Genomic DNA, 26450 nt, shown 5'->3' on the forward strand with positions numbered 1-26450 from the left:
CTGCCCACACGGTACGTGCCCGAACGGAATTGCGCCGCATTCGATCGCGTTTGACAGGTCCGAAAAATGCTGTCCTACAGCGCTATCGAGCAGCACTCAGCGACGTGGAACCAGTCAGCATTGCTCGCGCGAACACCACCACGTGGTGCGGCCGCCCACCGTTCCGCGAGTCATCGGAGCACCGCATCGTGGGCACGCCGCATCGGCTTTACGGAACGGAATGATCTCACCGGTGTGCACGCCACCCTTCTTGAGCGCCGACCTGATGGCGCGGCGCAGAACAACGCGGAGCTCGTCCAGTTCCTCGGTGGTGAGAGTCTTTGCCCGTCTGGACGGAGATTGCTCGCTCTGCCACAGCACCTCGTCGGCCAACAGATTGCCGACGCCTGCGATTGCTGCTTGGTCCAGCAAACGTGCCTTCAGAGGTGCTCCGCTGGAACCGATTCGGTGCCGGAAGTCGTCGCGCGTGATCTCCGCAGCATCGGGCCCCAACGCATCGATATCGGGTTCGAGCCGCACTCGGCCGAGTCGGCGCTTGTCGAAGAGCCGGAGCTGACCCCCGTCTTCGAACGTCATCGCAAAGCGTGTCCACTCGGGCTTGTCGGTGTCGCGCTCGCCCACGTGCGGATCGCCGCCTCCGTACTGCGACGTGCGATCGCCGTCGGGAGCGGTGACGATGACGCGGCCGCCCATTCCGAGATGGATTCCCAGCGTCGGACCACTGGACCCGTCGGCGGTGACGGTTTCGCACCACATCGCCTTGCCACGTCGACATGCCTCGGTGAGCTTGCCGCCCTTCAGGGCGTGAGCGATATCGCCCGGCATGTGTGGGCGGCACTCGAACGAGTCGGTGTCGTCGATATCGACGATGACGCGTCCGAGGGCTTTCTCGACGACCTGTCGAGCGTTTTCGACTTCGGGTAGTTCTGGCATGGAGTGGGTGTACCCAATTCGCCGGCTCTATGCGCGAGCCTGTGTCGTCAGACGCGCTTACGGCCGGCGTCGAACTGTCTGAACCCGATGAGGTTGCCGAACGGATCGAGAACCTGGCACAGACGTTCACCGGTGAACACCGATTTCGGCCCTCGATGCACGACGCCTCCGCGATCGACGCAGCCGGCGACCACTGCGTCCACGTCGTCGACGTTCCAGTACGAGACCGACCCTGCGGTCCCCGCGGGGCGGTTGTACGAATCGGTGACGTGGACGGTGAGTCGCGTTCCGGAGACGTCGAACGCGACGAGTTGCTCGTGTACGTCGATGGGCTCGGTGCCCAGGAGCGTTCGGTACCAGTCGACGGCGGCGGCGAGGTCGTCTGCGAAGTAGAAGACGTTCCCCACGCCCGAGAGTGTGTTGTCCATCATTGTCCGTTCGGGTTCGTTCGCACCGACAGTGCGATGTCATGGGTTTCGGTGTGCGTAGCACCGTCGACGGTGTGGGCCAGCGCTTTCTGCACCACGTCGTGGTCGGAGCCGGTCCACCGTTCTTCTCGCTGACGTCGGTACTGGCTCCACGACGGCACAGTGAACTGCTCGACCACGGTGTCCTCGACGTCCAGACTTCGGTACAGGTTCCAGGCGTACGCCCCCGTTCGCTTCCGCGCGATCCCGACCGGAGCCATCGCCGTCAGGAACTGCTCCAGAGCGTCGTCGACCACTCGGTACGTCACGGTGATCCGGACAGGCCCGTCGTCCGGATCGGGCTCGAACACTACGTTCGGGGTCGGCCACGCCATGGACACCGCACGGTCGAGCACGCCGGTCTCGGATCGTAAGGGGAGGACTGCCACACTCGCAGCGACGAGTGCCAACGCCGCGACCGCGACCGCGAGTGCGTCGACGATGCCGATCTTCGACGCCAACCATCCCCACACGAGTGAGCCGATTGCCTGAGAACCCATGAAGACCAGAAGGTAGACCGACATCCCGCGGGCTCGAACCCAGGTGGCGAGCGAGAGCTGGATAGACGCGTTCAGTGCGGTCAACGTCGTGATCCAGGCAATGCCGGACAACAGCAGCGCCGGGACAACCGCCCACAGCGGAAGCCACGCGAGCGCAGCCATTCCCACGCCGTACCCGACAGCAGAACCGACGAGCAAGGTATTTGCGCTGCAACGCTTTCGGAGCATCGGCGTCGCGGCAACGCCGATCACGGCTCCGACCCCGAGTACGCCCAACAACACTCCGTATCCCACCGAGCCCAGTTTCAGTACCGACGACGAAGCCGATGGCAGTAGCGCCCACAGTGCAGAGGCGGGGAAGGCGAACAGCGCCGAGCGCAGGATGATTCGTCGAACGACCGGGCCGGATCGGATGTAGCGGACCCCGGACAGGATCGACTCGGCAAGGCCTTCTCGATCCGTTTGTGGATATTTCGGGCGCTTCCATGCAATCAGCACGCTCAACGTTGCGAGAAAGGAGGCGGCGTTGATGGCGAACACGAAGGTCGGCCCCGCCAATGCCACCAGTACACCGGCAAGCGCCGGTCCGACGGCCCGCGCCCCGTTGACGGTCACGCTGCCCAGCGCCGAGGCGGCCGGGATTTCTTCACGGCTCACCAGCTCGGGCTGAATCGCCTGCCAGGCGGGAGCGGACAGTGATGTCCAGCAACCCAATACGAATGTGAAGGCGAGCAATCCCCACGGAGACAAGGTGTCGGTCCATGCCAGTGCGGTCAACACAATTCCGGTCAGCATCGAACCGGCACCGACCACGATGAGCAGAACGCGGCGATCGAGCGCGTCGGCGAGCGCGCCTGCCAGCAGGGCCAGCAACAGGGTGGGTAACAGACTTGCTGTCTGCACGGCGGCGATGATGGTGGTCGACGCCTCACGTTCGACGAGGAACCACTGTGCTCCGACGGTCTGCATCCAGCCGCCGATGTTCGAGACCAGCTGGGCGATGAAGAGGCTGCGGTAGACGGTATTCCGGAGCGGCGACCACGCGGATAGTGCTGCCGGCGTGGTGTCGGTGGTGCTCACTCCAGTCCCGCCGACCATTGCGCGAATGTCTGCCATTCGACCTCGGGATATCGGGTGCGCAGGCCGTCGATGTCCGCGTCGTATCCGACGTCGGTCAAGAATTGGAACATCGCTCTCATGTCCTCGGAACCAATGTCGCGTGCCCGGCTCGAATACGGCTGCACCGAGGTTCCGAGAACGTCGCCGAGAGTGTTCGCCATGGCCTCCAAGCTCGGATCGTCCGACGCGAGATCGATTCGCATCTCGCGAAAGTGCGCGGGTTCGGTCAACACGAGGGTGACGAACCGCCCCAGATCCCGCCGCGACAGCTGCTGTAGAGGCGTGTGGAGCGGCAAGGGCAGATCGAGGCGGCCGGCCCTGACGTCGTCGAGTCCGCCGAGAAGGTTGTCGTAGAAGTAGGTGGGGCCGACGATCGTGTACGACAGCCCAGCGCGACGCAGCAGTGCCTCGGTTTCGGCCTTCGTCTCGAAATGCGGTATGCCGGTGCGGCGGTCAGCGGAGGCAACCGACGAGAACACCACGTGCGGAACCTCCGCGGCGATCGCCGCATCGACGAGGGCTGCGCCCTGAGCCAATTCGGCCGCGGGACCGTCCTCGAACGGCGTCGTCATCACGAACGCACCGGCACTGTCTCTCAATGCAGCCGCGGACGATTCCCGATCGGTGATGTCCGCGACGACGATCTCGGCACCTCGCTCACGTAGCCGATCCGCGCGGGCCGAATGACGCCGCACCACTGCGCGCACCGGTTGCCCCTGCGCCAGCAGGGCATCCACTACCGCGCCGCCCTGCCCTCCGGTTGCTCCGACGACTGCGTACGGTCTGATCATCGTGTTGTCACCTTTGTTCCGGAGGGCGAGAGCGGGGCTGCTACTGGGCGATGAAGGCGAGAATGTCTGCGTCCAAGGCTTTCTGGTAATCGCCGTAGATTCCGTGCGGTGCACCGGGGTAGACCTTGAGGGTGCCGTGCTGGACGAGTTCTGCGGTTTTCAGTGCCGCCGCGGCGATCGGCACGATCTGGTCGTCGTCACCGTGGGCGATGAAGATCGGGACGGTCAGCGCTTTGAGGTCCTCGGTGAAGTCGGTCTCGGAGAAGGCCTTCACGCAGTCGTATGCAGCAGTCAGATTGACCAGCATCCCCTGTCGCCAGAAGTCGTCCTTGGCGCCCTGGGAGATGGTGGAGCCCTCACGGTTGGCACCGAAGAACGGCTCGGACAAGTCCTTGTAGAACTGCGACCGATCGTAGAGAACGCCGTTGCGGATGTCGTCGAGTGCTTCGATGGGCGTGCCCTCGGGGTTGGCCTCGGACTTCAGCATGACCGGGGGAACGGCACCGGCAGTGATCACCCGAGCGACGCGGCTACCACCGTGCTGCGCGGCGTACCGCACGACCTCGCCGCCGCCGGTCGAGTGTCCGATGAGGGTGAGTTCCTGCAAGTCGAGGGCCTCGACCAGTTCGGCCAGATCCTTGGCGTAGGTGTCCATGTCGTGGCCGACAGCAGTCTGCGAGGACCGGCCGTGGCCGCGGCGGTCGTGTGCGATGGCGCGGTAGCCGGCGTCTGCGAGAAGCTTCAGTTCGAGCTGCCAGGCATCCGAGGACAGTGGCCAACCGTGACTGAGCAGAACGGGCTTTCCGGTGCCCTGCTCGGTGTAGTAGATCTCGGTTCCGTCGGTGGTGGTGATGTACGGCATGGCCTGCTCCCTGGTTCGGTTCGATTGGGTACCGACAACATTGGTCCGTTCCCGGGTCGAAAGCGTCGCCGCTGCCATCCAACGCCGGGGAGGAGATTCCGGTGGCGTCGCTACCTGCTAGCCGGTAGACAGACCGATGTGCACCGACAGTGTCGTGCCGCCCCCGGATGGACTGACGATGGTCAGTTCGCCGCCGACTGCGGCCACGCGATCCTGCAGTCCGATCAGGCCGGATCCTGTGCTCGGATCGGCACCCCCGCAGCCGTTGTCGGTCACTGCCAGCTCCAGGCCGTTCTCGCTCAGGTGCGCGGTGATCTCGACTTCGGTGGCCTCGGCATACTTGGCCGTGTTCGTCAGCGCCTCGGCGACCACGTAATACGCAGCCACTTCCACAGTTTCGTCCATCCGGGAGGAAATGTCGGCGGTGAGCGCAACGGGAATCGGACTGCGTCTGGCCAACGTCTTGAGTGCCGGTGCGAGTCCTCCGCGCGAGAGGATTGCGGGATGGATGCCGCGACTGAGTTCGCGGAGGTCGGTGTGGACCTGCGACAGCGTCTCGACGCTGCGGTCCAACATCGCGCGGAGCTCGGTCAGGTGCTCCGGGGCAGCGGCTTGGGCGCCGCGCAATTCCATTCCGAGAGAGACGATTCGCTGTTGGGCACCGTCGTGCAGGTCACGCTCGATACCTCGGCGGGCTTGGTCGGCCGCGGCGACCACGCGGGACCGGGACCGAGTCAGCTGAACTCGTGTGTCGTGGTTGTAGACCGCAGTGGCAACGAGGTCGGCGAAGTCGGCCAGTCGATCTCGGGTCTCACCGCCGGCCGCATATCGCGGAGCTGTCGTGCCGATGATGACGGCACCCCAGGTATTGCCGTCGACAGTGATCGGTACACCTTCGACCCAGCGAATACCCCTGCCCTCCAGTCGCTCAGCGATACCGCCGGTCGCTTCGGTGAAGTCGACGGCAGCGGCGCGGCCGGTGTCGGCGACGATCGTGGCCACGTTCTGCCCACCGATCGGCAGTCGGTGACCGGCTTGCACGCGCTCACCGGCGGAGTCGTCGCGAATCGCCAGAATCGTGTAACACCCGTCGCCGTAACGGATCACCGAAACATGTTCGTTGTCCAACCCGACGGTGAGTTCGTGTGCGACTGCGAGGTATACGTCGTCCGGATCGGCCCGCAGAGCCACCAGTGTTGCGACCTTCCGAAGTGACGCTTGCTGGCGTGCCAGCGCTACGGTACGAAGGTGCATGTCCTGACGGTCGCGGGCGGCGGCAAGAAGAGCCTCCAACGAAGGCACGACACGGCGGATACGGCGGGCATCGACGGTATCGAGATCGGCGGGAACCAGCAGCGACGCGGTGACGACGTCCCCGTCGCGAAGCAGGATTTTCCCCTGCCCCGCGGACGCGTCGGCGTTCCCTTGCTTCAACACCGCGAAGGGCAGGTCGAGGACCGCAGCCAGGCGGGTGCTGGCGACATCGAGCATTGTCGGGGTGTGGTCGGAGCGCAAGATGGTCTTGGCGAACGCCGCCAACATGTCTGCTTCTCGGCGACGTTGACCGGATTCGGTTGCGCGCAAACGTGATTGGCCTACCAGTACGTTGGTCAACAGCGCCAGTGCCAGAAACACGACCAACGCAGGGACGAGGCTCTCGCTGCTCTCGAGTACATGGATGTAGGCGTACGCGCCGGCACTGGCGACCGATGTCGCGATCGACAGCCGAAAGCCCCACCCCGCAGACACGATCAGCACCCCGAACAGGAATACCGCACCGAAAGCATTCTCGGGTGACACCCGTTTGAGCGTCAGTACAACGAGTATTTCGACGGCGATGGCGGCTGCGGCCACTGCGATTCCGCAGGCGACCGGCGGCGCACTCGGCCGGAGTATCAGAGTGACGAGCCGGTCGCGGAGGGCGGTGTCCGACGTCATCGGCATATCCGACTGCTCGACTTACCGCTAGCGGTAATGCCGACCCGAGCCGTCTCTGACACTCTCGACAGAGTGATGCCCTCCCGCCTGCAGTGCCTGATCGTCGACGACAGTGATGCTTTCTGCGTCGCTGCACGTCGACTGTTGGAATCGGCAGGGATGTCGGTGGTCGGCACCGCGACCTCACTCACCTCGGCGATCGATGCAGTGCTGTCCACCCACCCCGATCTTGTGCTGGTCGATATCGATTTGGGTGCCGACAGTGGATTCGACGTGGTCGAAGCGATCGACGCCCAGGATCTGACGCCTCCGCCTGCCGTCATTCTCGTGTCGACACATGACGAGGAGGACTTCGCAGACCTGGTGAACAACAGTTCCGCCCTGGGTTTCCTGTCGAAATTCGAGCTGTCGGCGAGCGCGATCGAGGCCCTGCTGGGCACCTGACGGCGGGTCACCCGACGGTGTCCAGATACAGGATCACCGCTCGCACACGACGGTGATCGTCGGCCGTTTCCGACAGGTCCAACTTGGTCAGGATGCTTCGGACGTGCTTCTCGACGGTTCCTTCGGTGATCCACAACCGTCTGCCTATGCCCGCGTTGGAGAGCCCTTCGGCCATCAAGGTCAAGACGTCCCGTTCGCGAGAACTCAACGCGCCGAGGGGATCACCTCGACGCTTGGCCGCAACCAGTTCGTAGACAAGTGCAGGATCGATGACCGACGAACCTGCCGCGATTCGATCGATCGTCGAAACGAAGTCGGCGATGTCGGTCACGCGGCTCTTGAGCAGGTAACCCATACCCTTGGCGGTGTTGTTCGCGCTGTCGAGCAGTTCGAGTGCGTGATCGACTTCGACGTGAGCAGACAGGAGCAGCAGAGAGACGTCGGGGAAACGGTCGCGAATCTTCACAGCCGCGTCGAGTCCCTCAGCGGTGTAGGTCGGCGGCATCCTGATGTCGATGATCGCCAGGTCCGGGGGATCATTCTCGAGCAGCGACAGTAACTCCTCGGCGTCGCCGACTCGGCCCACGACCTTCAGGCCTGCCTGGGTGAGCAGACTGGCCAGGCCTTCTCGCAGCAACACGTCGTCATCGGCGATGACTACTCGTATCTCGGACATCACGCTCCTCGAACCCGTCGGGTTCGAAGTATCGGCTCTGGCGTCGTGCGCTGTCATCAGTCATTCGACTCTATTGCGCACTTCGCGGGTCGACTCGGTTTCGCGATTCTTCAGTCGCTCGATCGGTCATCGTGGATTCCACGGTTCGGACTCGGCCCAGGGGAGAGGCCGTTCTCACGGGTTGCCTCGAAAAACAACTGCAGAAAGGACGACGACGCATCCCCGGGCTGGGCGGCGCGAGCCTGACGGGATTCATCCGATGACCTCGACATCGCCATTCCGTCCCTTCCGTCCCTCACCCGCAGAACGGGTGTCGCTTCCTCCCAAAATAGTCTCAGATTCTGAACAGTCAAACAACTGAGAGTTCTCGGAGTGGAGTAGGGAGGCGGGGGTGGTGAGGAAGTCGACGTACCGGCTTACATACCGGCGGCCGTAGGAGGTTCGATCAGCATCCTCTTGATCACTTTGCCAGTCGTGGTTCGGGGGAGTTCTTCGAGGAACGTGATGTCTCGCGGCACCGAGAACCGGCTCAGTCGATTTCGGATGTAGGCCCGCACCATATCTGCGTCGAGGCCTGCAGCACCCCGACCGACGACGAACGCCGCGAGGCGCTGACCGTACTCGTTGTCCGGTACACCGACCACCGCTACCTCGCCGACCTGAGGAAGGTTGGCGATGGCGTCCTCCACCGGCCCGGGAAACACGTTCTCGCCGCCGGAGATGATCATCTCGTCGTCCCGCCCGCACACGAAGAGCCGCCCGTTGCAATCGATGTACCCGAGGTCGCCGGTATCCATGAGTGCGGCACCGCGAGCCGAAGCAGTCGACGGAGGCTCGGCGTTCGTGTAGCCGTCGAAGAGCATGTCGTTACCTACGAATATCCGACCCAGAGTGCCGGCCGGAACCACTGCGCCGTCGGCGTCGAGTACGGCGATGGTCGTGCCGAGCGGCGGCCGACCTGCGGTAGTGGGAGCGGCACGCAGATCCTGCGGTGTGGCGATGGTCGCCCACGAGACCTCGGTGGAACCATAGAAGTTGTACAGAACATCTCCGAACGCATCCATGAACCGCGAGACGGTCGACCCCGTCAACGCCGAACCGCTGCACGCGACGACCTTCAAGCTGGACGTGTCGTAGCGTGATCGCACGGACTCGGGTAGATCGAGAATGCGCTGCAACATGATCGGGACGGCGATGAGCGACGTGCACCGATGAGTCTGGATCGCCCGCAAGCACTCTTCCGGATCGAATCGATCCTGCAGAATCACGGTTGCCCGCAGCGGTGTACTGATCTGCAACGCCGCCAGCCCCCAACTGTGGAACATCGGCGCAGCGATCAGCATGCGCTCGTTCATACGAAGTGGCATGCGAGACAACATGGCCGCGACGGTCCCGAAACCGCGAGGGGTCGGGCGCAGTGCACCTTTGGGAGACCCGCTGGTGCCCGAGGTCAGCACGACAACGGATCCGGGCCGTTGCGGTCTGTCGAACGTGGCGGACGGAGCCGCGACGAAATGCTCGAGGGTGCGACGGCCCGCGACGACTGTATGAGCCGACAAGCTGACGCGGAGGACGTCGTTGTGAAGATAGCGAACCATCTTGTCGAATTCGTCGTCGACGAACAGCGCTTGCAACTGGTGACGACTCGAGATGGTCTCGATCTGGCGGGCCGCGAGACCGGTGTTGAGGAGGACGACCTCGACACCGAGCATGCCGCAGGCGACGACGCATTCGATCATGGCAGTGTGATTGCGGGCCAGAACTCCTACCGTGCTTCCCGGGCGAATTCCGGATGCGGCGAACCCCGCTGCTATCCGATGCGAACGCAGGTGGATTTCTGCGAACGTACGAGTGCCACGATCGTCGATCACGGCAATTTCGTCCGGTGACTTGGCGGCGGCGGCCGCGAAGCCACCGCCGAGGGTGAAGCCCCATTTCGCCAGCGAGTTCAGCTGCCGGTATGCGCGATCAGGGCGCGCGGCACGAACGACGCCGGTACCGATCATCGTTTTGAGGACCGCAAGCTGTAGCGACCGGGAATCGCCGGCGTTGGACACGATCGACGTCGTTGCGCCGGAGAGGGACTCGGCCAACCTGTTCAGGCCCCCCATGACCCAGTCGACCACTGCCCGATTGTGTTCGGGTTGCGGCGAGTAGGTTCCGGCCAGGCCGGCTCGGAAGATCGTCACATCGATTTTGGTCTCGCTCGGTGAACGCGCGCTGAGGGTGAATCTGATGAAACCGCCGGATTCGACGTGCTCGACGGTGATGATCGGCCGGTTACGTCTGTTCACCACGACTTCGAGCGCGTGCTCGACCCCACCGACGCCGCACGTGTAGCGGTTCGCCGACTCGCTGAGAAGGCAGTACCCGAGCCCGGGGAAATAACGCGGGTACAGTTCGACCGCACTGAGCACCCCGCACACTTGCTCGACGTCGTGTGCGAAGACCGTGCTGCAGTCGATGACGTCGGAAACCATGGTCCACCCCTGTGCCTTGCCGTGTCGAACAGCGCCGCCGCCACATCGGCACCGACCAGAAGAATGGCAGCGCACATCGGTAACGGGTCATCCGCCTGGATGAAGTCGTCATAGTAATCCCGGTGCGCGGTTTCGGGAAGGAAACGCGAATCTCCGTCTAGTTGGGAAGAAGTTCGCCGCCGCCCCAGATCTCGTCGAACGGAACCGTGCGGGCCATGATTCGCTCCGCCGCTCGGTGTCCCGACAGGAATGCCGCGGTCACCGTCGACGGGTCGTCCGTCCACGTTGCCTCGCCGGCCAGGTGTAGAACTCCGCCGACCGGGGTCGACAGATCGTCGTGGTCGCTCGGTCGCGAGCCGACTGCCGGGTACGAGTAAGCACCGCAGGAGAACGGGTCGTCCTGCCATCGGGTGACATGCACCCGCTGAGGGGAGATCACGCGTTCGCCGTAGAGGCCACGAAGCGCGTCGAGCACCGACTCGGCAATGCGTGCGTCGGACAACTGCCGGATCGTCTGCGCACACGGCCCCGCCGCAAACGTGAGCAGCGTGGGCAACCCATGCGGCACGGTCACGTCGTACCACGAGTGCCACCAACGCCCGGCCTCCCCCTGCTGCCGAATCGCGTAGACGTCCTCGTCCCAGAATGCATGAGAGAACTGTAGGAACACCTTCTCGAACGCGTTCATCTCCAGTCCGTCCAGCGCAGTGGACACCGGATGGGGAAGAGGCGGTTCGATAAGCAAGGTCGGTGACTTCAGGACGCCGATCGGAACCGTCACCACGATGTGGTCGGCCGAGAACGTCTCGGTGAGAGTCTCGACGGAGGAGCTGTTCGATCCCCACGCGATGCGTGTCACCTCATGGCCGAGTCGTACATCCAGCCCGTCGGCCAGACAGACCGCGAGCCGGTCGTACCCCTCGGGGAACACGACCTCGTCACCCTCGATCGCGTCGTCGTCCAACCCGTGCGCATCGAGCATTCCCTGGTCGACACCCAGCTGTTCCTCGGCCCGGTGACCCAGGAACTCCCGGACCCGTTCGATTCGATCAGGATCCCATGCGAGCCGGTCCACGGTGCTGTTCACGGCATCCCCGTACGACGTGCCCAGGGTCGATGTCGCTATGGTCGCCGCCAGCAGCTCGTCGACGACGTGTACGTCCGACGCGAAGCTCGCAACCTCGTCCTCGCTCAGACGCCGTCCGTTCGGTGAGTAGTACGCGATGGGTCGTCCGTCCGGCTGAAAGCTTCCCACCGTGAACTCGGTGGTCGGAATGCCGAAAGCCTGTACCGCGTAGGCCAGCGGATTGTTGTCGATTCCGTGAACCCAGGACGCACCGACATCGAAAATCTGTCCGTTCGTCCGCAGGGTGTGCACTCGTCCGCCGACGCGGTCGCGGGCTTCGAGAACGACCACACGGTGACCCGCACGGTGCAGAATGCGTGCTGCGGTGAGGCCGGAAATGCCGGCTCCCACCACCACGGTGTCGACGTGCGTCATGCTCTGTCCGTTCCCTTGGTTGCCGACATGCTCAGTTCCCACGGCCGGGGTTGCCGTTGCCGGAGTTCCCGTTGCCTGAATTGCCGTTGCCGTTGCCTGACCCGTTGCCGTTGCCTGACCCGTTGCCAGAGTTGCCGTTACCCGCATTGCCGTTGCCGTTGCCGTTGTTCCCGTTTCGCGGTGGCACCGCGGGTTGTGGCGGCTCGGCGGGCACCTGTTCGACGGCGGGGGCCGGCACGTCCTGGGGAAGGTTCGAGACAACCGGCATCGAGGACTCGGGTGCGGTCGTCACGGGTGCCGGACCGGTCGGAGCGGTGACCGATGTGGACGGCGATGTCTCGACCGGTTCGTCGTCTGTTCCGGTTGCGACCCAGGCGATTGCCGACGCCACGGCGACGAACAGTGCGGCCGCAGCCAGAGGGACAAGACCGCGACGCCGTGAACCCTCCGTTTGTGGAGAGACCGAATCCTGTTCGGCGACAACCGCTGTCGAATTCGCGACGGGCAGGACCGCAGTGGCCGGCGGTGCTGGCGGGTCGCTGGAGAGAACGAGCAGGGCGTCGGCCACAGTGTCCGCCGTCGGCCTGTTTTCGGGATGTCTGGCCGTCATCGTCGTCAGCAGCGAATGCCACTGGGGCCCGAGCTGCTCGGGTACCTCGGGGTCGCGGTGCAAGCGCGCCACGGCTGCGGCTACCGCGCTTCCGTCGAACACCATTGCGCCGGTAAGACATTCGATGAGAACCAATCCGAGGCTGTAGATGTCGGTTGCAGGCCCCGCAGAGGTGCCCGTCGCCTGTTCCGGGCTGAGATAGTGTGCGGTGCCGACGGTGGTGCCGTGCTCGGTGAGGCGGTCGGCGTCGACGATGCGAGCGATACCGAAATCGGTGAGCTTCACGCAGTGTCCCGTGCTCGACGCCGGCTCTCGGGCGACCAGGATGTTGGCCGGTTTGATGTCGCGGTGGATCACGCCGCGATGGTGGATATAAGAGAGGGCCCGAGCGATCTCGTGTCCCATCAGGGCGACGAGATCGCCCGGTAGTGCGCGGCCTGCGCGGTATCCGTTCAGAGTGGGGCCGTCGACGAACTCCATCACCAGAAATGGCACTCGGATGCCGCCGGTGTCGGGGGCGGTACCCGCGTCGTACAGCGTCACCAGACCAGGATGCGACAGCGACGCGAGCGTCCTGATCTCGGCATCGATTCGTGCATCGGTATGTGCGGGTTCACCCTGACGGAATATCTTCACGGCAACGGGCCTACCGAGGACGTCGTCGTCGGCTCGAACGACATCTGCCATTCCGCCGCGCCCCACGACGTTGCCCAGACGATATCTGCCCGCGAACAGGTGATCGTCGGAGTTCGCACCCACCATTGTCCACCGCCGATCCGAAGTCTTCCGAGCACCATATAGCCCGTCGGCGAGAGGGAAGAAGGCGCGGCCCCGGGACGAGGATTAGCGTGTGGCTCTGTGCCGGACGCAATCTACGAGGACCCACGATTGGCAGCTTTCTACGACGTCCTCGAGGCAGAGCGCACCGATCTGGATGTGTACTGCGCCGCCGCTCGGCGGCTGGGCGCGAACACTGTTCTCGATCTGGGTTGTGGCACAGGCGCATTGGCGATCCGCCTGGCAGAACAGGGAATCGAGGTGACTGCCGTCGATCCGGCAGCAGCATCGTTGGACGTGGCCCGCCGCAAACCCGGGTCCGAGTCGGTGCGCTGGGTGCACGGTGACTCGAGGGCGATACCGACGATGCATTTCGACCTTGCGACCATGACGGCGAACGTCGCTCAGGCGATCACCGACGACCGCGAGTGGGCGTTCACCCTGCAGCGTCTGCATCGCGTACTGAGCCCGAGCGGGTTTCTGGTTTTCGAGACACGCAGACCCGACTATCGGGCATGGCTCGAGTGGAACGAACGAGACTCCCGGACAGTGCACGAGATTCCGGGAACGGGCCGAGTCGAGAGCTGGGTCGAGACCACGGATGTGAGCGGGTCTTCGGTCAGTTTCCGCTGGACCTACGTCTTTGCTGCTGACAGCGAGGTGCTGACGTCGGACTCCACGCTCCGCTTCCGCGAGCTCGAGGAGGTGGCGAGCGATCTGTCGCGAGCGGGGTTCACGGTTCGGGAGGTCGCAGATGCCCCGGACCGGCCGGGTCGAGAGATGATCTTCCACGCGCAGGCCTGACTGCCCGGGCCGGAACGGCCGGCGACCATCGGGCATGATGGTTCCCCGGGTGGGGACCGTCGAGGGGTACCGAGGGAGGTCCGCCTGTGCATCGTGACGCCTCGCACGCGCAATTTTCGCCGATGACGATCGATATCACGTCGACTTACCAGCCAATCGTCGCGTTGGACGGCCGAGCTGTAGTGGGTTACGAAGCCCTGGTACGGACCTGCGGCGACGCGCAGGCCATCTCGCCGCCGCAGCTGCTGCGCGAGGCGGCCGATCGAGGCCTGTCGGCCGAGTTCGACTGGCGGTGCAGACTCAGCGCCCTGAGCGGGGCCGTCGAGGCCGGTTACCCCGAAGGGCTCGCGCTGTTCGTCAACGCGGAACCCACCGCCCTGGACGCGCCACCTCCGAGAGAGTGCCTGCCACTGGTGGCCCAGGCATCTCGGTTGTCGATCATCGTCGAGATCACCGAGCGAGATCTGATGGGTGACCCCGCCGGGCTGCTGCGTGCGGTAGAGCACGCCCGCGACCTGGGATGGCGGGTCGCGCTCGACGATGTGGGTGCAGACTCGTCGAGTCTGGCTCTGATTCCGCTGCTCCGGCCCGACGTCATCAAGCTGGATATGTCTCTCGTGCAGGGCCGTTCTAGCTATGCCACGGCGTCCGTGGTGTCCGCGGTCGCCGCAGAGGCCGAACGTAGCGGTGCGCTGGTACTCGCCGAGGGAATCGAAACCGAGCAGCACGAAGCGACTGCGCACGACATGGGTGCGGTTCTCGGCCAGGGCTACCTGTACGGCGCTCCGACTCGTCTACCCACCTTCGGAGCCACAGGCGGTACGGCCAACATCTTCGAGTTGGAGCCGGCGATAACCGTGCGGGCCCCTGTTGCCGTGACGCCATACGGTCTGGTCCATCGATTCGGAACACGTCGACGTGCTGACGCACGGCTTCTCGACGACATCGAGAACGGTCTGCTTCGCAGCGTCTACGGCACCGGTGCGTCGACAGTCGTGTTGGCGACGACGAACGCGTCGGCCGGGACGAACTCCGAGCGTGTCGCATTGTTCGACGACCTCGCTGTGCGCACGGCTCTCGTGGCGGTCTTCGACTCGCGGCCGATGCCGGGCGAACATCGGTTTCGGACCGTTGCGGTCGGCGAGGACGAACCACTGGCGTCGGAGCGCTCGGTTGTCATCGTGGCACCGATGTCCAACGTTGCTCTCATAGCGGTGGAGAGCGGAACTGCCCATGACGGAAGCGTGTTGTACGACTACTGCCTTACCTACGACAGACATATGGTCCTCGATGCGGCGACGCTTCTGTTGAGACGCATTCCGGCCAGGAGTTCTAAGTGAGTGTGCCGGTCGTACTCGGGCTCTGCTGAGCCATCTGCCTCCGAACGGGCAGCGTTCACCACGGCACCCCAGCCCGGTTTGGTCGGTACACTAATCCGCACTCGGCAGGAGGTGAGGGCATGAAGACGGATTTCAAGAAGACCCTCGACTCGTATTCGGCACGGCGCAACGTGTTTCGAGTTCTGACCGTGCCACCGTTGAAATACTTGATGATCGACGGCCAGGGGGATCCGAACACCGCGCCGGCATATGCCGATGCTGTATCTACGCTGTTCCCCGTTGCGTACCGGCTGAAATTCTTCAGTAAGAACGACCTGGAGCGCGACTACGTCGTCCCACCGCTCGAAGCCTTGTGGTGGGCGCCGGACATGGCGGCCTTCACCACGCGCCGGGACAAGTCGAACTGGCTCTGGACTGTGATGATCATGGCGCCCGACTGGATCGACCACACGATGTTCGAGCACGCCGTACGGGTCGACGCATCCGAGAACCGTTCGGACCGACGTGCCGGAATGCGCCTCGACACCCTCGACGAGGGCCTGTGCGTGCAAACTCTGCACATCGGTTCCTACGACGACGAGGCCGCTGTGCTCGACGAGATGCACCACCACTACATCCCGCAGGCCGGGCTGACGATGACCGGCCGTCATCACGAGATCTACCTCGGTGATCCACGACGGGTCGAACCGGCGAAGCTGCGCACCATTCTCCGGCAACCGGTGCGGTACTCGGCGGACGAGGCCTCGCTCTGACACGATGACCGGCATGACCAATGCGGTGCGTCCGGCGTCGTTCACCGTCGGCACCCTCACGTTGCTCGGGGCCCTGTACTTCGCACAGGGTCTGCCGTTCGGCTTCTTCACGCAGGCCCTGCCCGTCGTGCTTCGAGAGTCGGGTTTCTCGTTGGTGAAAATCAGTGCAACCGGGTTGTTGTTTCTGCCGTGGGCGCTGAAATTTCTGTGGGCACCGTACGTCGATCGTTACGGTTCCAGACGGCGGTGGCTTCTGACGTTGCAGGTGTCCGCCGCGCTGGTGGCGCTCGCACTGTCGTTGCTCGATCTGTCGTCGACGCTGCGCTGGCTCTTCGTCGGGATTTTCGTCATCAACGCGCTGTCGGCCACCCAGGACATCGCAACGGATGGGATAGCGGTCCGCACGTTGACGGTGTCGCAACGCGGCCTGGGCAACGGTCTGCAGGTGGGCGCGTACCGGATAGGTATGGTGTGCGGCGGGGGAGTGCTGTTGTGGCTGTTCACCTTTGCCGGATCGCAGGTGCTCTTCGTTGCGATGGCATTGCTGATCCTGTTGGCGACGGCCCCGGTCTGGTTCATGAACAAGCAACTGGCCGCGGCAGACGTGGACACCGACCGGCACCCCGAGTCCGAGAGCCCGGCGCGACTTGCTGTGGCCTGGTGGTCCCGATTGCGCAGGCCTGGCATGGTCGCGTTCATTCTTCTCATCGTCGGCTTCAAATTCGGAAACTCGATGGGCTCGGCGCTGGTCGGCCCGTTCCTCTCGGACAACGGACTGACCTTGACTCAGATCGCCCTGGTCGAGGGCGGCCTGTCGTCGGTGGCAGCACTCGGAGGTGCTGCGCTCGGCGCGTGGTTGTCCTTTCGCTTCGGACGTCGTCAGGCTCTGCTGGTCGGCGGAATCGCCCAAACCCTCAGTCTCGCGTTGTATGTGGTGGCATCGTTCGGCCTCGGCGGCTTTCCGCTCCTGGTCGCGGCCAACGTCACCGAACACGTGCTGGGCGGCGCGGCAACCGTTGCCGTTTTCGCGCTGATGATGGACGCATCGGAAAAACGTTATGCAGGAAGCGATTACACACTGATGGCCTGTGCAATCGTCTTTGCGCAGGGTGCGTCCGGACTTGCGGCGGGCGTGATCGGCGACGTGTTCGGTTACACCGCGTTGTTCGGTTCCGCACTGGTGCTGTCCGCAGTCGGTTGCGCGGTGCTGATCGTGGCGCTCGACAGGGGTTGGGGGCCGACAGGGCTGCACGAGGTCATCTCTGTCGAATCGCGCACCCACTAGTGGCGCTCACGGCTCCTCCGTCGCTCAGCTTTCGGCGACCGAGCCGGAAATGTTCACCATCCACTGCACACCGAACTTGTCGGTGAGCATGCCGAATATGTCACCCCACGGTGCTGCGTCGAGACCCATCGTGAATTGTGCGTCGACGGCCAGCGCGTTCCAGTAGCCCGTCAATTCCTCGTGCTCGGTACCGAAGAGCGAGACGCTCATCGTGTTTCCGGGTGTGTGTTCCATCGACGACGGGGTGTCGGCCCCCATCAGTGTGAATCCGCTGGGAGTTGTCAATTGGCCGTGCATGATCAGGTTCTTCTCGGATGGATCGTCGGTGGCCTGGCCCTCGCCGAACGTGGTCAGCGTGAGTTCTCCACCGAAGACCGTGCGGTAGAACTCCATAGCGTTGCGCGCATTGTCACGGAACGACAGGTACGGACTGAGCGTGGGCATGGCGGGACTCCTTCTCGAATCGAACGACCGGTGCGGGCTGCATCGACTACATCCGTCGAAAAAGTAGACACGGAGCTGGGGGAGAACTCACCGCCCGTGCTCGGATGGGCTCGCCTCGGCCTCGGCGAGAATGGCGCGGAGGGCAGCCACATGTCGGCGGTAGGCGGTTTTACCCTCCCTCGTCAGCGACAGCCACATCCGCCGCGAGTCGGTGCGTGATCTCTGCTGGTCCACGTAGCCGGCGTCGACCAGGGCCGCCACCTGCTTGCTCAGCGCCGATGCGCTCAATCCACTGTGTTCCTTGACGACGGCGAGCTCGAGCGTCGTACCTGCCGCCAGTAGCGCACAGATCCGCAGCCGGTTCGCCGGATGAATGATCGGATCCAGATCGTCCGTCATCGGTGTGTGCTCCGGTAGTGAGCGATCGAACCGAACGAGTAGGTCGCCGTCGCTGCTGCAGCGAGGAGCACCAGCGCCCAGCTCGGCAGGGATGGCTGCGCGAATGTCAGTGCCACCACCACGAAAGCAACGGACAGTGCGACCGACGCCAGAAATCCACGGCTGGTAGGCAGTGCCCACGGTGTGCCCATTCGGTACCCGGTGATCACGTTCGTTGTCACAATGGCCGCGGCCAGAATCAGCAGGGCGACAGTGCGCTGGGAGTCGGTGAGCAGCGGCGTGAGTGCCAACGCGCCGATGAGCACTGCGTTGACGGCGTACAGCCAGACCGGCCACGGAGTGTCGCGCACGGCGCGTTGCACTCGGTCGATGTCGTCGAGAGTCGTTCGAGCTTCGGACGAGGTGGGCTTATCGATGTTTTCCATATCGGAAACCATATTGGGTAGTTTCCGATATGGCAACGAATTGTGTGATCAGTTCTCGAGATCGGTATCGATCGGCCGTGGCACCTCGGCCTCCCAGCGAGCCCGTCGCTCGTCCGGGGATTGTTCCCACCACGGTGTACCTCGTTCTCCCAGAGCGACTTTGGCGGCCTGAACGCCCGCGCGAGACTCCGTGGCACCGGAGGTGCGTTTGACGTCTCTGCGCCACGCCATGAGGATCGAACGCAATTCGGCGTTGCGATCCTCGGGAATGTCGGGATCGGTAGCGCGCCACCGTCGACCCTTGATGACGACATAGTGACCGTCTTCGGTGCGTTCCACTTGCTCGGTCATGAGACCACCTTGCCACCCGACACTGCCTGTCGTCGGTTCGACGCGTGGTTTACGATTCCGGCACCTGTTCCGCTTCTGCCTCAGACCGAACCGAGGATTGCCATGCGCACCGTGATCGTGACCGCGTTCGTTTCGCTCGACGGCGTCATGGAGGGGCCGGGTGGGGAAGTCGGCTACCGCAACGCGGGGTGGACGTTCAAGGACATCGAGTTCGATCCCGCGGCGTACGAGATCAAGGGCCGCGAGCAGGACGAGGCCACGGCCATGCTGCTGGGGCGTACCTCCTACGAGGCGTTCGCTCCCGTGTGGCCCACGATGGACGATTTCGCCGGATACAACTCGATGCCCAGATACGTGGTGTCGACGACATTGGAGCGCAGCGACGACCGTTGGCCGGCAACCATTCTGCGCAGCATCGACGACGTCGCCGAACTCAGGAAGACCGAAGGCGGGCCGATCTCGGTGCACGGTAGCGCGACGCTGGGTCGCAGCCTCGCCGATGCCGGTCTCGTCGACCGCTACCACCTGTTGGTCTTCCCGATGCTGCTCGGCGCGGGCAAGCGGCTGTTCAGCTCCAGCGACAAGGCCACGACTCACCTGGATCTGGTGGAGCACGAGGTGTACGGCAACGGCCTCCAGAAGCAGGTGTTCGACGTTCGTCGATGACCGCAATTGTCGATGACCCGCATTCGTCGACAGCTCGCGATTCAGATGTCGTCGCTCTTCAGGGTGCGCCGCCGAACGGCCACGAGGTGAAGCTCCGGTCGGGAAGCCGCCATCCGCTCGACCCGGTCGAGGATGTCGGTCACGTGGTCGAGGTCGCCGGCTACCACCGACGCTCCGATTTCGGCCCGTCTGTGCAGGTCGCGATGGTCGGTTTCGGCGACCGACACCGCGAATTTTCGATGCAGCTCCGAGATCACGGGCCGAATCACCGAGCGCTTCTCCTTCAGAGAGTGCACGTCGCCCAACAAGAAATCCAGTTCTATCCAACCGATCCACATAGGGTTACGACTGTACCGCGGTAGCGGGCGGGTTACCTGGTGCGGGCCGAAGGGCCCGCACCAGGTAGCGGTCAGCTCTTGTTCACCAGGCCGAGTGCTACCAGATCGGCCAGATACTTCTCGATCAGTTCCCGCCCGAGGTGTGGGATATCGCCGACAGCCGACGTAAATTCCTCTGCCGGCAGGATTGCTCCCGACGACGGGTGCTGGGGATGCGCGTAGGAGTGGATCAGCGGCAACAACGAGTGTGACCGTTGTTTCTCCGGTAGTTCCTGAACTGCCGCGCTGAACCTTTCGAACCATTCGTCGTAGTCGTCGACGATCTCGATGGTGCAGCCCGCGTCACGTAACCAATCGACGAACGTATCCAACGATATGTCGTCGTCGTGGGGGTTCAGGATGTCGAAGGTTCGGTAGCCTGCCACGTCGTCGCCCGCGATCGAGGTGATGGCCGCTGCACTGAAGTCCGCAGGCAATCCGTCGTAATGAGCCAGTGGCCTGCCCTGCTCGTCGGTGGGCGCTCCGGTGTCGGTGGCATAGAAGCTTCTCGGTGCCAGCCCGGTTGCCACCACCGACAGGATCAGTCGCGTGAATACGTCGGGCACATTCAGCTGACCGGACCATCTGCTGTGGGCGAGGATCATGTCGGATCGGAAGACCGAGACGGGCAGCGAGTACTCGTCGAAAGCGTTGCGCAACAACACTTCGCCCGCCCACTTGGAGTTTCCGTAACCGTTGGCGTACGACTGGTCTACTGCTCGTTGCGCACTGTCGACCCGAATGTCACCGTTCTCGTGGAAGTCGTCGACACCGACGGCAACCGCGACCGTCGACAGGTAGGTCACCGGCTTGATGTGGTCGGTCAAGGCCAACCGGATCACCTCCGCCGTTCCGACGACGTTCGGTCCGAAAAGGTGCTCGTACGGCAGCGCGTGATTGACCAGTGCTGCCGGGTGCACGACGCGGTCCACGCGGCGGGAAAGTTCTTCCCAGACATCGTCGGTCAACCCGAACCGGGGAGTGCCCAGATCGCCTGCAATCACGTCGAGTGCGGCGTCGGCCAAGGCGCGGTATCGATCGGACAACGTTGCGTCCCCGGTGTCGAAGGCGGCGTCGAGTCGAGCGCGGGCATCGCCATCGGAGCGTCCGCGAACCAGGCAGACGACTTTTCCCCCGACGGCTGCCATCTTCTCGAGCCATTCGAGGCACAGAAACCTACCCAGGTAGCCATTCGCTCCCGTCAGCAGCACTGTCTTCGTTTCCGTCCGAGGGCCTGAAATGCGACGAGCGGCATCGAGCAGTGAGGCGTCCAGAAATGCCGACAAGGTCAGCTCCGATGCGTGCGCGACGGTAGCGTCGCGTCCGTGAACCGACGCGAACGTCGCTGTGTCGGAATCGTTGTCGATCGCGGACGCGATGTAGTCGGCAAGGGCCGACAGGTCCGTGGCGGGCCCGGTGATCACCCCCACCGGAACGTCGACGTCGTAGATGTCGCGCAGCAAGGTGGAAAATGTCAACGCCGACAACGAGTCACCACCGAGATCGGTGAAGTGGGCATCGGGTCGGATGTCTGCGCCCGAGCAGCCGAGCAGAGCCTGTGCGGCATCCCCGACCGTGGTGAGCACGGGTGCCTGGGCGCCGGAACGCCGAAGCTCACGCAGTCGGTCGGTCTGCCCCGACTCGAGTTCTGCGTAGCGACGCTCGAGTTCGTCGCCGTACCGCTCGACGAGTTTGGGGCGCAATTGCTTTCCGGCACCCGACAGCAGACCGTTGTCCTGAGTGAAAGGCTGGGGTTCGAGCACGACCTCGCGAGGTATCTCGTACGAATTCAGCGACTCCGTGCGGGCGATCCGCTGGAGCGACTCCATGATTGCGCCCGCAGTCGAGTTCGCATGAGCAGGAACGACGACCGCCAACAGATACGACCGCTGGCTGTTGCCGTACAGGAAGATCTGATCCACCAGCTCGCTCGTACCGAACACCGCTTCCAGGCGCGCCAACGCAACGAATTCGCCCTGGGCCAATTTCAGTACGTTCTTGCGACGATCCACGTAAGCGAGCCGGTCCGGTTCGAGCTCGGCCACGACGTCACCGGTGCGGTAGAACCCGTCCGAATCGAAGACGTCTGCGGTCACGTCGGGCCGCTTGTAGTAGCCGGGGATGATCGACGTCGTCTTGAGCAGGAGCTCACCACGTGGATGGGGAGTGTCGGTGGAGAAGTAGCCGAGTTCGGGCACGTCGTCCAATTTGTATTCGAGAACCGGTGGCCGCGCGACGATCCCGTCGAGAAGCACCATTCCGGCTTCGGTCGAACCGTAATTGTCGCGAACCCGAACGTCGAGCAAGTCGGTCACGAAATCCTTGACCTCGGCGGCGATGGGTGCGGTGCCCACCATGGCAGCCAGGATTCGTCCACCGAACTGCTCGGACCGCACGCGCTCGAGCACGTCTCGCGAAATCTGGTCGTGTTCACTTGCATCGGTACCGTCGACCGCACGATCGATCTCGGCGAGCACGGTGTGGCGAATCATCTCGCACACCCGCGGAATCAACAACGCCAACGTGGGGCGCGCCAGCGCGAAGTCCTCGAACAACGTGGACAGGTCGCTCGAGCCGGCGAAATGAACCGTACCGCCCGCCGCCAGAGTCGAGAAAACGAGCCCGCGGCCCGCAAGGTGGCTCATCGGTAGGTAGTCGAGGGTGATGACGGGAAAAGCCGGCTCGTCGACACCCTCCGACGACGCACCCGTCCGATGCCAGGCCCCGGTCCACGCACCGGACACGATCTGCTCGGTATGCATCGCCCCTTTCGGAGTACCGGTGCTGCCGGAGGTGTAGATCAGTGCGGCGAGGCGCTCGGGATCCTCGACGTCGAACAACGGCACCTGGGGGAGTCGGGAACCCTCGTGCACCAGTTCGGTGAGCGGTCGAACAGCAATGCCGGACCCGTGGACACCCTCGCGCGCGGACGTCAGCGCTCGGGTGTCGGCATCGATTCGGTCGTCGTAGTCGAGTACGACCACTGTGCGGATCGACCGGCAATGGCCGGCTACCTCCATCGCGACGGCGAGGTTGTCCACGTCGGAGGCCAGGACCACCGGCTCGACCTCGTCGACGATGGCCGTCAGCTGACCCGCGGTGGCTCCGGCCTGAAGTGGCACTGCGACTGCGCCCACACGGATGGTGGCCAGTTCGGCGATGACGTAGTCGATGCCGGCGAAACCGAGCGTGGCCACGAAGTCTCCTGCAGCGATGCCGCCGTCGTCGTGGCCCAGGGCGGACGCCAAGGCTCCCGCGTCGGCCCAGGCCTGCCCGTAGGTCACCGTTTCGAACTGGGGAAGTAGGCGAGCCGAAGTGCTGCCGTCGGTGTCCTCGATCGTGCGCGCACGGCGTCCCAGGGCGGGACGGTCGGCGTACCTGGTCATGATCTCGGCAACCACGCGAGCGAGGTTGGGTGCCAGTTCACGAGCCGCGTCGGCAACCGACCGATCCGGCTCGGCGGCCCGGAACTCCGGATCGCTGTCGTGTAGATGCCGAAAACGGTCTCGTTGGCGGATGTCTCGATCGTGTTCGCTGTCGACGGCCCCTGTGCTCTTCATGGCGACTGTTCGGGTCATACTTCGCTCCCCTCCACGATGCACCGGACGACCCCGGATCATCGTGCTCGTACGTCGAATATCGTTATCAAAGGTAAGTATATGCCCGTGGCCGAGTAGGTAATCGTGACGCTGCTCATAGTCCATTTGGCCAGAAATGTCTGTGTTTCAACCTTTTTCGCGTACTGCTATGCCGGGCAACCGTCGTGTATCCAGGCGGCGTAGGTACTCGATGTGAACGACCGAACCTGACTTGTATGGTGAGTTGCACGTCACGTGCGACGCGGTTGCCGCTCCCTCGTAGAGCTCACGCCGTCGGCTCACGCGTCACCCCTCTCGATCGGAGCAGCGAAATGTCGGACGTTCTCTCACGCCGCGACCTGGATTTTCTGTTGTACGAATGGCTCGATGTGGTTGCGTTGACGGAGCGGCCACGTTTTGCCGAACACTCGCGCGAAACGTTCGATGCGGTACTGGACCTGAGCGCAGACATCGCCCACAAGCATTTCGCCCCGCACAACAAGAAGGCCGATGCACACGAGCCCACCATGAACAGGGACGGTTCGGTGGAGCTGATCCCCGAGGTCAAGGCCGCTCTCGACGTGTACCGCGCCGCGGGGTTGATCGCCGGGCAGTTCGACGAATCGATCGGCGGTATGCAGTTGCCCGCCACCGTCTCTCGTGCTGCCATGGCGTTCTTCCAGGCTGCAAATGCTGGAACGTCCTCGTATCCGTTCCTGACGATGGCCAACGCCAATCTGATCGCCACCTACGGCACCCCGGAGCAGGTGCGCGACTACGTGCGGCCCATGATCGACGGGCGTTGGTTCGGCACCATGTGTCTGTCCGAACCGCAGGCCGGGTCGTCGCTGGCGGACATCACCACGAAGGCTGTGCCGCAGGACGACGGCAGCTACCGGCTCACCGGTACCAAGATGTGGATCTCCGGTGGAGATCACGAACTGACCGAGAACATCGTGCACCTGGTTCTGGCGAAGACACCGGGTGGACCTCCCGGCGTCAAAGGGATCTCGCTGTTCATCGTTCCCAAGTTCCTGCCGAACGGTGAGGGCGGCATTGCCGAACGTAACGACATCGTGCTGACCGGGCTCAATCACAAGATGGGCAACCGCGGTACCACCAACACTCTGCTCGCGTTCGGTGACGGAACCCATTCTCCCGGTGGGAAAGCCGGGGCAGTCGGCTATCTCGTCGCCGAAGAGAACCGTGGTCTGTCGTACATGTTCCACATGATGAACGAGGCCCGGATCGGCGTCGGATTCCTGGCGATCGCACTCGGCTACGTCGGCTACCTCAAGTCCGTCGAGTACGCGAAGACGCGCACCCAGGGACGGCCACTGGGAGCCAAGGATCCGGCCGCGCCTCCGGTCGCATTGATCGAGCACGCCGACGTGCGCCGAATGTTGTTGGCGCAGAAGTCGTATGTCGAGGGGGCACTGGCGCTGGGGCTCTACTGCTCGCGTTTGGTGGACCACCAGGATTCGGCATCGGACGCCGCCGACGCAGCTCGATCGACACTGTTGCTCGACGTACTGACACCGATCGCCAAGAGTTGGCCCTCGCAGTGGTGTCTCGAGGCCAACAGCCTTGCCATTCAGGTGCACGGGGGTTACGGCTACACCCGCGACTACGACGTGGAACAGCACTACCGCGACAACCGGCTCAACCCCATTCACGAAGGTACACACGGCATTCAGGGCTTGGACCTACTCGGCCGCAAGGTCGTCATGCAGAACGGTGCCGGGTTGGCGCTGCTCGCCGAGCGAATCGCCGAGACCGTGACGCGAGTATCGACTCACGGGGGAGCGGCCGAGCAGTACGGCACCGAGCTGAACAACAGGTTCTCGAGGATCGTCGAGGTCACCGCCGCAGTCTGGGGTACCGGTGACGCCGCCGTGGCGTTGGCGAATTCCACGGCCTACCTCGAGGCAATGGGCCACACGGTCATCGCGTGGATGTGGCTCGAGCAGCTGCTTGCCGTGGGTGACCGAACCGGAGACTTCTACGACGGAAAGCGCTCTGCTGCACGGTACTTCTTCGTCTACGAGTTACCGAAGGTCGATGCACAGCTCGATCTGCTGGCGCTTCTCGATCGAACGACCCTCGATATGTCACCCGCCTGGTTCTGAGCACGAGACACCCGATACAAGGAGATTTCAGAACATGTCGATCTTGGACAAATTCCGCCTCGACGGCCGCGTCGTCATCGTCACGGGCGCATCGTCCGGTTTGGGAGTGTCTTTCGCGAAAGCGGCGGCCGAGGCCGGAGCCGACGTGGTGCTGGCCGCCCGCCGCGTCGACAAGTTGGCACAGACCGCCGCACTGATCGACAGCGTCGGTGGGCGTTCGCTGAGCGTGGCCACCGATGTGGTCGATCCCGACCAGTGCACGGCCATGGTCGAGGCCGCCGTCGCCGAGTTCGGCAAGGTGGACGTACTGATCAACAACGCCGGCGTCGGCACGGCGTACCCCGCCACCCGCGAGACTCCCGAGCAGTTCCGCTCTGTCATCGACATCAACCTCAACGGCTCCTACTGGGCCGCTCAGGCGTGTGGGCGGGTGATGCAGCCCGGAAGTTCGATCGTGAACATATCCAGCATTCTGGGGCTCACCACCGCCGGTCTGCCTCAGGCTGCCTACAGTGCCAGCAAAGCGGCCATCGTCGGTCTCACTCGTGACCTCGCGCAACAGTGGGGCGCTCGAAAAGGCATCCGCGTCAACGCTATTGCGCCCGGTTTCTTCGAGAGCGAGATGACCGATTCCTACCAGCCGGGATACCTCGAGGCATTGGCTCCCCGAATGATCCTCGGACGCAAGGGTGACCCCGAAGAACTGGCCGCCACCGCGGTCTGGCTCGCGTCCGACGCAGGCGGATACGTGACGGGCCAGACGATCGCAGTGGACGGCGGTGTGACCATCACCTGACGGCCG

The 26450-nt window shown here is 63.9% G+C and carries 24 protein-coding genes; 8 read left to right on the forward strand and 16 right to left on the reverse strand.

Annotation, left to right across the window (positions count from 1 at the left end):
• Nucleotides 1–114: 114 nt before the first annotated feature.
• The 6 genes from QM588_RS10305 to QM588_RS10330 form a co-directional block, all read right to left on the reverse strand.
• On the reverse strand, nt 115–933 hold the full coding sequence (locus tag QM588_RS10305) for an Fpg/Nei family DNA glycosylase (RefSeq protein ID WP_283313021.1): 819 nt from the start codon (nt 931–933) through the stop codon (nt 115–117).
• Between the two features lie 47 nt (nt 934–980).
• Nucleotides 981–1340 (reverse strand): VOC family protein, encoded by a 360-nt coding sequence (locus tag QM588_RS10310; protein WP_283313023.1) that lies wholly within the window; start codon nt 1338–1340, stop codon nt 981–983.
• A 20-nt stretch (nt 1341–1360) separates the two neighbouring features.
• Nucleotides 1361–3016 (reverse strand): MFS transporter, encoded by a 1656-nt coding sequence (locus tag QM588_RS10315; protein WP_283313025.1) that lies wholly within the window; start codon nt 3014–3016, stop codon nt 1361–1363.
• Nucleotides 2977–3810 (reverse strand): NmrA family NAD(P)-binding protein, encoded by an 834-nt coding sequence (locus QM588_RS10320; RefSeq protein ID WP_283313026.1) that lies wholly within the window; start codon nt 3808–3810, stop codon nt 2977–2979. The genes QM588_RS10315 and QM588_RS10320 overlap by 40 nt, the downstream gene beginning before the upstream one ends.
• A 40-nt stretch (nt 3811–3850) precedes the next feature.
• Nucleotides 3851–4672 carry an alpha/beta fold hydrolase gene (locus QM588_RS10325; RefSeq protein ID WP_057474939.1) on the reverse strand — a complete coding sequence of 274 codons (822 nt, stop codon included), beginning with the start codon at nt 4670–4672 and terminating at the stop codon, nt 3851–3853.
• 117 nt (nt 4673–4789) lie between these two features.
• The gene (locus QM588_RS10330; protein ID WP_283313027.1) at nt 4790–6610 is read right to left on the reverse strand and encodes a sensor histidine kinase; all 1821 of its coding nucleotides are present in this window, start codon (nt 6608–6610) and stop codon (nt 4790–4792) included.
• 75 nt (nt 6611–6685) lie between these two features.
• Between QM588_RS10330 and QM588_RS10335 the strand changes: the two genes are divergently transcribed.
• Entirely contained in the window at nt 6686–7054 is a 369-nt protein-coding gene (locus QM588_RS10335) for a LytR/AlgR family response regulator transcription factor (RefSeq protein WP_230591966.1), read from the forward strand.
• 7 nt (nt 7055–7061) lie between these two features.
• Here the strand turns inward: QM588_RS10335 and QM588_RS10340 are convergent, their stop codons facing one another.
• The 4 genes from QM588_RS10340 to QM588_RS10355 all read right to left on the reverse strand — a co-directional run bounded on the left by QM588_RS10340 (nt 7062) and on the right by QM588_RS10355 (nt 13083).
• Entirely contained in the window at nt 7062–7730 is a 669-nt protein-coding gene (locus QM588_RS10340) for a response regulator (protein WP_283313029.1), read from the reverse strand.
• 416 nt (nt 7731–8146) lie between these two features.
• On the reverse strand, nt 8147–10210 hold the full coding sequence (locus QM588_RS10345) for an AMP-binding protein (RefSeq protein ID WP_283313030.1): 2064 nt from the start codon (nt 10208–10210) through the stop codon (nt 8147–8149).
• A 157-nt stretch (nt 10211–10367) separates the two neighbouring features.
• Entirely contained in the window at nt 10368–11711 is a 1344-nt protein-coding gene (locus QM588_RS10350; RefSeq protein ID WP_283313031.1) for a flavin monoamine oxidase family protein, read from the reverse strand.
• 31 nt (nt 11712–11742) lie between these two features.
• Nucleotides 11743–13083 (reverse strand): serine/threonine-protein kinase, encoded by a 1341-nt coding sequence (locus tag QM588_RS10355; RefSeq protein WP_032400720.1) that lies wholly within the window; start codon nt 13081–13083, stop codon nt 11743–11745.
• 96 nt (nt 13084–13179) lie between these two features.
• Here QM588_RS10355 and QM588_RS10360 point away from each other — a divergent pair, with 96 nt between their 5' ends.
• From QM588_RS10360 to QM588_RS10375, 4 genes are all read left to right on the forward strand, one after another.
• Complete coding sequence (locus tag QM588_RS10360; RefSeq protein ID WP_283313034.1) at nt 13180–13902, forward strand: class I SAM-dependent methyltransferase; 723 nt, start codon at nt 13180–13182, stop codon at nt 13900–13902.
• 122 nt (nt 13903–14024) lie between these two features.
• Nucleotides 14025–15242, forward strand: a complete 1218-nt coding sequence (locus QM588_RS10365) for an EAL domain-containing protein (RefSeq protein WP_283313036.1) — start codon at nt 14025–14027, stop codon at nt 15240–15242.
• Nucleotides 15243–15361: 119 nt separating this feature from the next.
• Nucleotides 15362–15994, forward strand: a complete 633-nt coding sequence (locus QM588_RS10370; protein ID WP_032391386.1) for a GyrI-like domain-containing protein — start codon at nt 15362–15364, stop codon at nt 15992–15994.
• Nucleotides 15995–16007: 13 nt separating this feature from the next.
• Nucleotides 16008–17279: an MFS transporter gene (locus QM588_RS10375; protein WP_283313039.1), complete on the forward strand. Its 1272-nt coding sequence runs from the start codon at nt 16008–16010 to the stop codon at nt 17277–17279.
• 24 nt (nt 17280–17303) lie between these two features.
• Here the strand turns inward: QM588_RS10375 and QM588_RS10380 are convergent, their stop codons facing one another.
• From QM588_RS10380 to QM588_RS10395, 4 genes are all read right to left on the reverse strand, one after another.
• The gene (locus QM588_RS10380) at nt 17304–17723 is read right to left on the reverse strand and encodes a VOC family protein (protein ID WP_283313041.1); all 420 of its coding nucleotides are present in this window, start codon (nt 17721–17723) and stop codon (nt 17304–17306) included.
• Between the two features lie 87 nt (nt 17724–17810).
• Nucleotides 17811–18122: a transcriptional regulator gene (locus QM588_RS10385; RefSeq protein WP_283313043.1), complete on the reverse strand. Its 312-nt coding sequence runs from the start codon at nt 18120–18122 to the stop codon at nt 17811–17813.
• Nucleotides 18119–18547, reverse strand: coding sequence for a hypothetical protein (locus QM588_RS10390; RefSeq protein WP_283313044.1), 429 nt, complete (start codon nt 18545–18547; stop codon nt 18119–18121). The genes QM588_RS10385 and QM588_RS10390 overlap by 4 nt, the downstream gene beginning before the upstream one ends.
• A 48-nt stretch (nt 18548–18595) precedes the next feature.
• Nucleotides 18596–18898, reverse strand: a complete 303-nt coding sequence (locus tag QM588_RS10395; protein ID WP_283313045.1) for a hypothetical protein — start codon at nt 18896–18898, stop codon at nt 18596–18598.
• A 102-nt stretch (nt 18899–19000) separates the two neighbouring features.
• On the opposite strand from QM588_RS10395, the gene QM588_RS10400 reads away from it, so the two are divergent.
• A complete protein-coding gene (locus QM588_RS10400; RefSeq protein ID WP_283313046.1) occupies nt 19001–19564 on the forward strand; it encodes a dihydrofolate reductase family protein in 564 nt (187 codons plus the stop codon).
• Nucleotides 19565–19605: 41 nt separating this feature from the next.
• On the opposite strand, the gene QM588_RS10405 is transcribed toward QM588_RS10400, so the two are convergent.
• On the reverse strand, nt 19606–19902 hold the full coding sequence (locus QM588_RS10405) for a DUF503 domain-containing protein (RefSeq protein WP_027497180.1): 297 nt from the start codon (nt 19900–19902) through the stop codon (nt 19606–19608).
• Between the two features lie 71 nt (nt 19903–19973).
• Nucleotides 19974–23519, reverse strand: coding sequence for a carboxylic acid reductase (gene car, locus QM588_RS10410; protein ID WP_283313048.1), 3546 nt, complete (start codon nt 23517–23519; stop codon nt 19974–19976).
• Between the two features lie 332 nt (nt 23520–23851).
• Between car and QM588_RS10415 the strand changes: the two genes are divergently transcribed.
• Both QM588_RS10415 and QM588_RS10420 read left to right on the forward strand, forming a co-directional pair.
• The gene (locus tag QM588_RS10415) at nt 23852–25648 is read left to right on the forward strand and encodes an acyl-CoA dehydrogenase (RefSeq protein WP_283313050.1); all 1797 of its coding nucleotides are present in this window, start codon (nt 23852–23854) and stop codon (nt 25646–25648) included.
• Between the two features lie 34 nt (nt 25649–25682).
• The gene (locus tag QM588_RS10420; protein WP_027497177.1) at nt 25683–26444 is read left to right on the forward strand and encodes an SDR family NAD(P)-dependent oxidoreductase; all 762 of its coding nucleotides are present in this window, start codon (nt 25683–25685) and stop codon (nt 26442–26444) included.
• Nucleotides 26445–26450 lie beyond the last annotated feature (6 nt).

It is taken from the genome of Rhodococcus sp. IEGM 1354, assembly GCF_030056855.1.
In the GTDB taxonomy this organism is placed as follows: domain Bacteria; phylum Actinomycetota; class Actinomycetes; order Mycobacteriales; family Mycobacteriaceae; genus Rhodococcoides.

Bases quoted from the DNA above. Each gene is read 5' to 3' on its own strand.
- QM588_RS10305 (WP_283313021.1), bottom strand. From the start codon at position 933: ATGCCAGAACTACCCGAAGTCGAAAACGCTCGACAGGTCGTCGAGAAA.
- QM588_RS10315 (WP_283313025.1), bottom strand. From the start codon at position 3,016: ATGGCAGACATTCGCGCAATGGTCGGCGGGACTGGAGTGAGCACCACC.
- QM588_RS10320 (WP_283313026.1), bottom strand. From the start codon at position 3,810: ATGATCAGACCGTACGCAGTCGTCGGAGCAACCGGAGGGCAGGGCGGC.
- QM588_RS10325 (WP_057474939.1), bottom strand. From the start codon at position 4,672: ATGCCGTACATCACCACCACCGACGGAACCGAGATCTACTACACCGAG.
- QM588_RS10330 (WP_283313027.1), bottom strand. From the start codon at position 6,610: ATGACGTCGGACACCGCCCTCCGCGACCGGCTCGTCACTCTGATACTC.
- QM588_RS10335 (WP_230591966.1), top strand. From the start codon at position 6,686: ATGCCCTCCCGCCTGCAGTGCCTGATCGTCGACGACAGTGATGCTTTC.
- QM588_RS10340 (WP_283313029.1), bottom strand. From the start codon at position 7,730: ATGTCCGAGATACGAGTAGTCATCGCCGATGACGACGTGTTGCTGCGA.
- QM588_RS10345 (WP_283313030.1), bottom strand. From the start codon at position 10,210: ATGGTTTCCGACGTCATCGACTGCAGCACGGTCTTCGCACACGACGTC.
- QM588_RS10350 (WP_283313031.1), bottom strand. From the start codon at position 11,711: ATGACGCACGTCGACACCGTGGTGGTGGGAGCCGGCATTTCCGGCCTC.
- QM588_RS10355 (WP_032400720.1), bottom strand. From the start codon at position 13,083: ATGGTGGGTGCGAACTCCGACGATCACCTGTTCGCGGGCAGATATCGT.
- QM588_RS10365 (WP_283313036.1), top strand. From the start codon at position 14,025: ATGACGATCGATATCACGTCGACTTACCAGCCAATCGTCGCGTTGGAC.
- QM588_RS10370 (WP_032391386.1), top strand. From the start codon at position 15,362: ATGAAGACGGATTTCAAGAAGACCCTCGACTCGTATTCGGCACGGCGC.
- QM588_RS10375 (WP_283313039.1), top strand. From the start codon at position 16,008: ATGACCAATGCGGTGCGTCCGGCGTCGTTCACCGTCGGCACCCTCACG.
- QM588_RS10380 (WP_283313041.1), bottom strand. From the start codon at position 17,723: ATGCCCACGCTCAGTCCGTACCTGTCGTTCCGTGACAATGCGCGCAAC.
- QM588_RS10385 (WP_283313043.1), bottom strand. From the start codon at position 18,122: ATGACGGACGATCTGGATCCGATCATTCATCCGGCGAACCGGCTGCGG.
- QM588_RS10390 (WP_283313044.1), bottom strand. From the start codon at position 18,547: ATGGAAAACATCGATAAGCCCACCTCGTCCGAAGCTCGAACGACTCTC.
- QM588_RS10395 (WP_283313045.1), bottom strand. From the start codon at position 18,898: ATGACCGAGCAAGTGGAACGCACCGAAGACGGTCACTATGTCGTCATC.
- QM588_RS10400 (WP_283313046.1), top strand. From the start codon at position 19,001: ATGCGCACCGTGATCGTGACCGCGTTCGTTTCGCTCGACGGCGTCATG.
- QM588_RS10405 (WP_027497180.1), bottom strand. From the start codon at position 19,902: ATGTGGATCGGTTGGATAGAACTGGATTTCTTGTTGGGCGACGTGCAC.
- car (WP_283313048.1), bottom strand. From the start codon at position 23,519: ATGACCCGAACAGTCGCCATGAAGAGCACAGGGGCCGTCGACAGCGAA.
- QM588_RS10415 (WP_283313050.1), top strand. From the start codon at position 23,852: ATGTCGGACGTTCTCTCACGCCGCGACCTGGATTTTCTGTTGTACGAA.
- QM588_RS10420 (WP_027497177.1), top strand. From the start codon at position 25,683: ATGTCGATCTTGGACAAATTCCGCCTCGACGGCCGCGTCGTCATCGTC.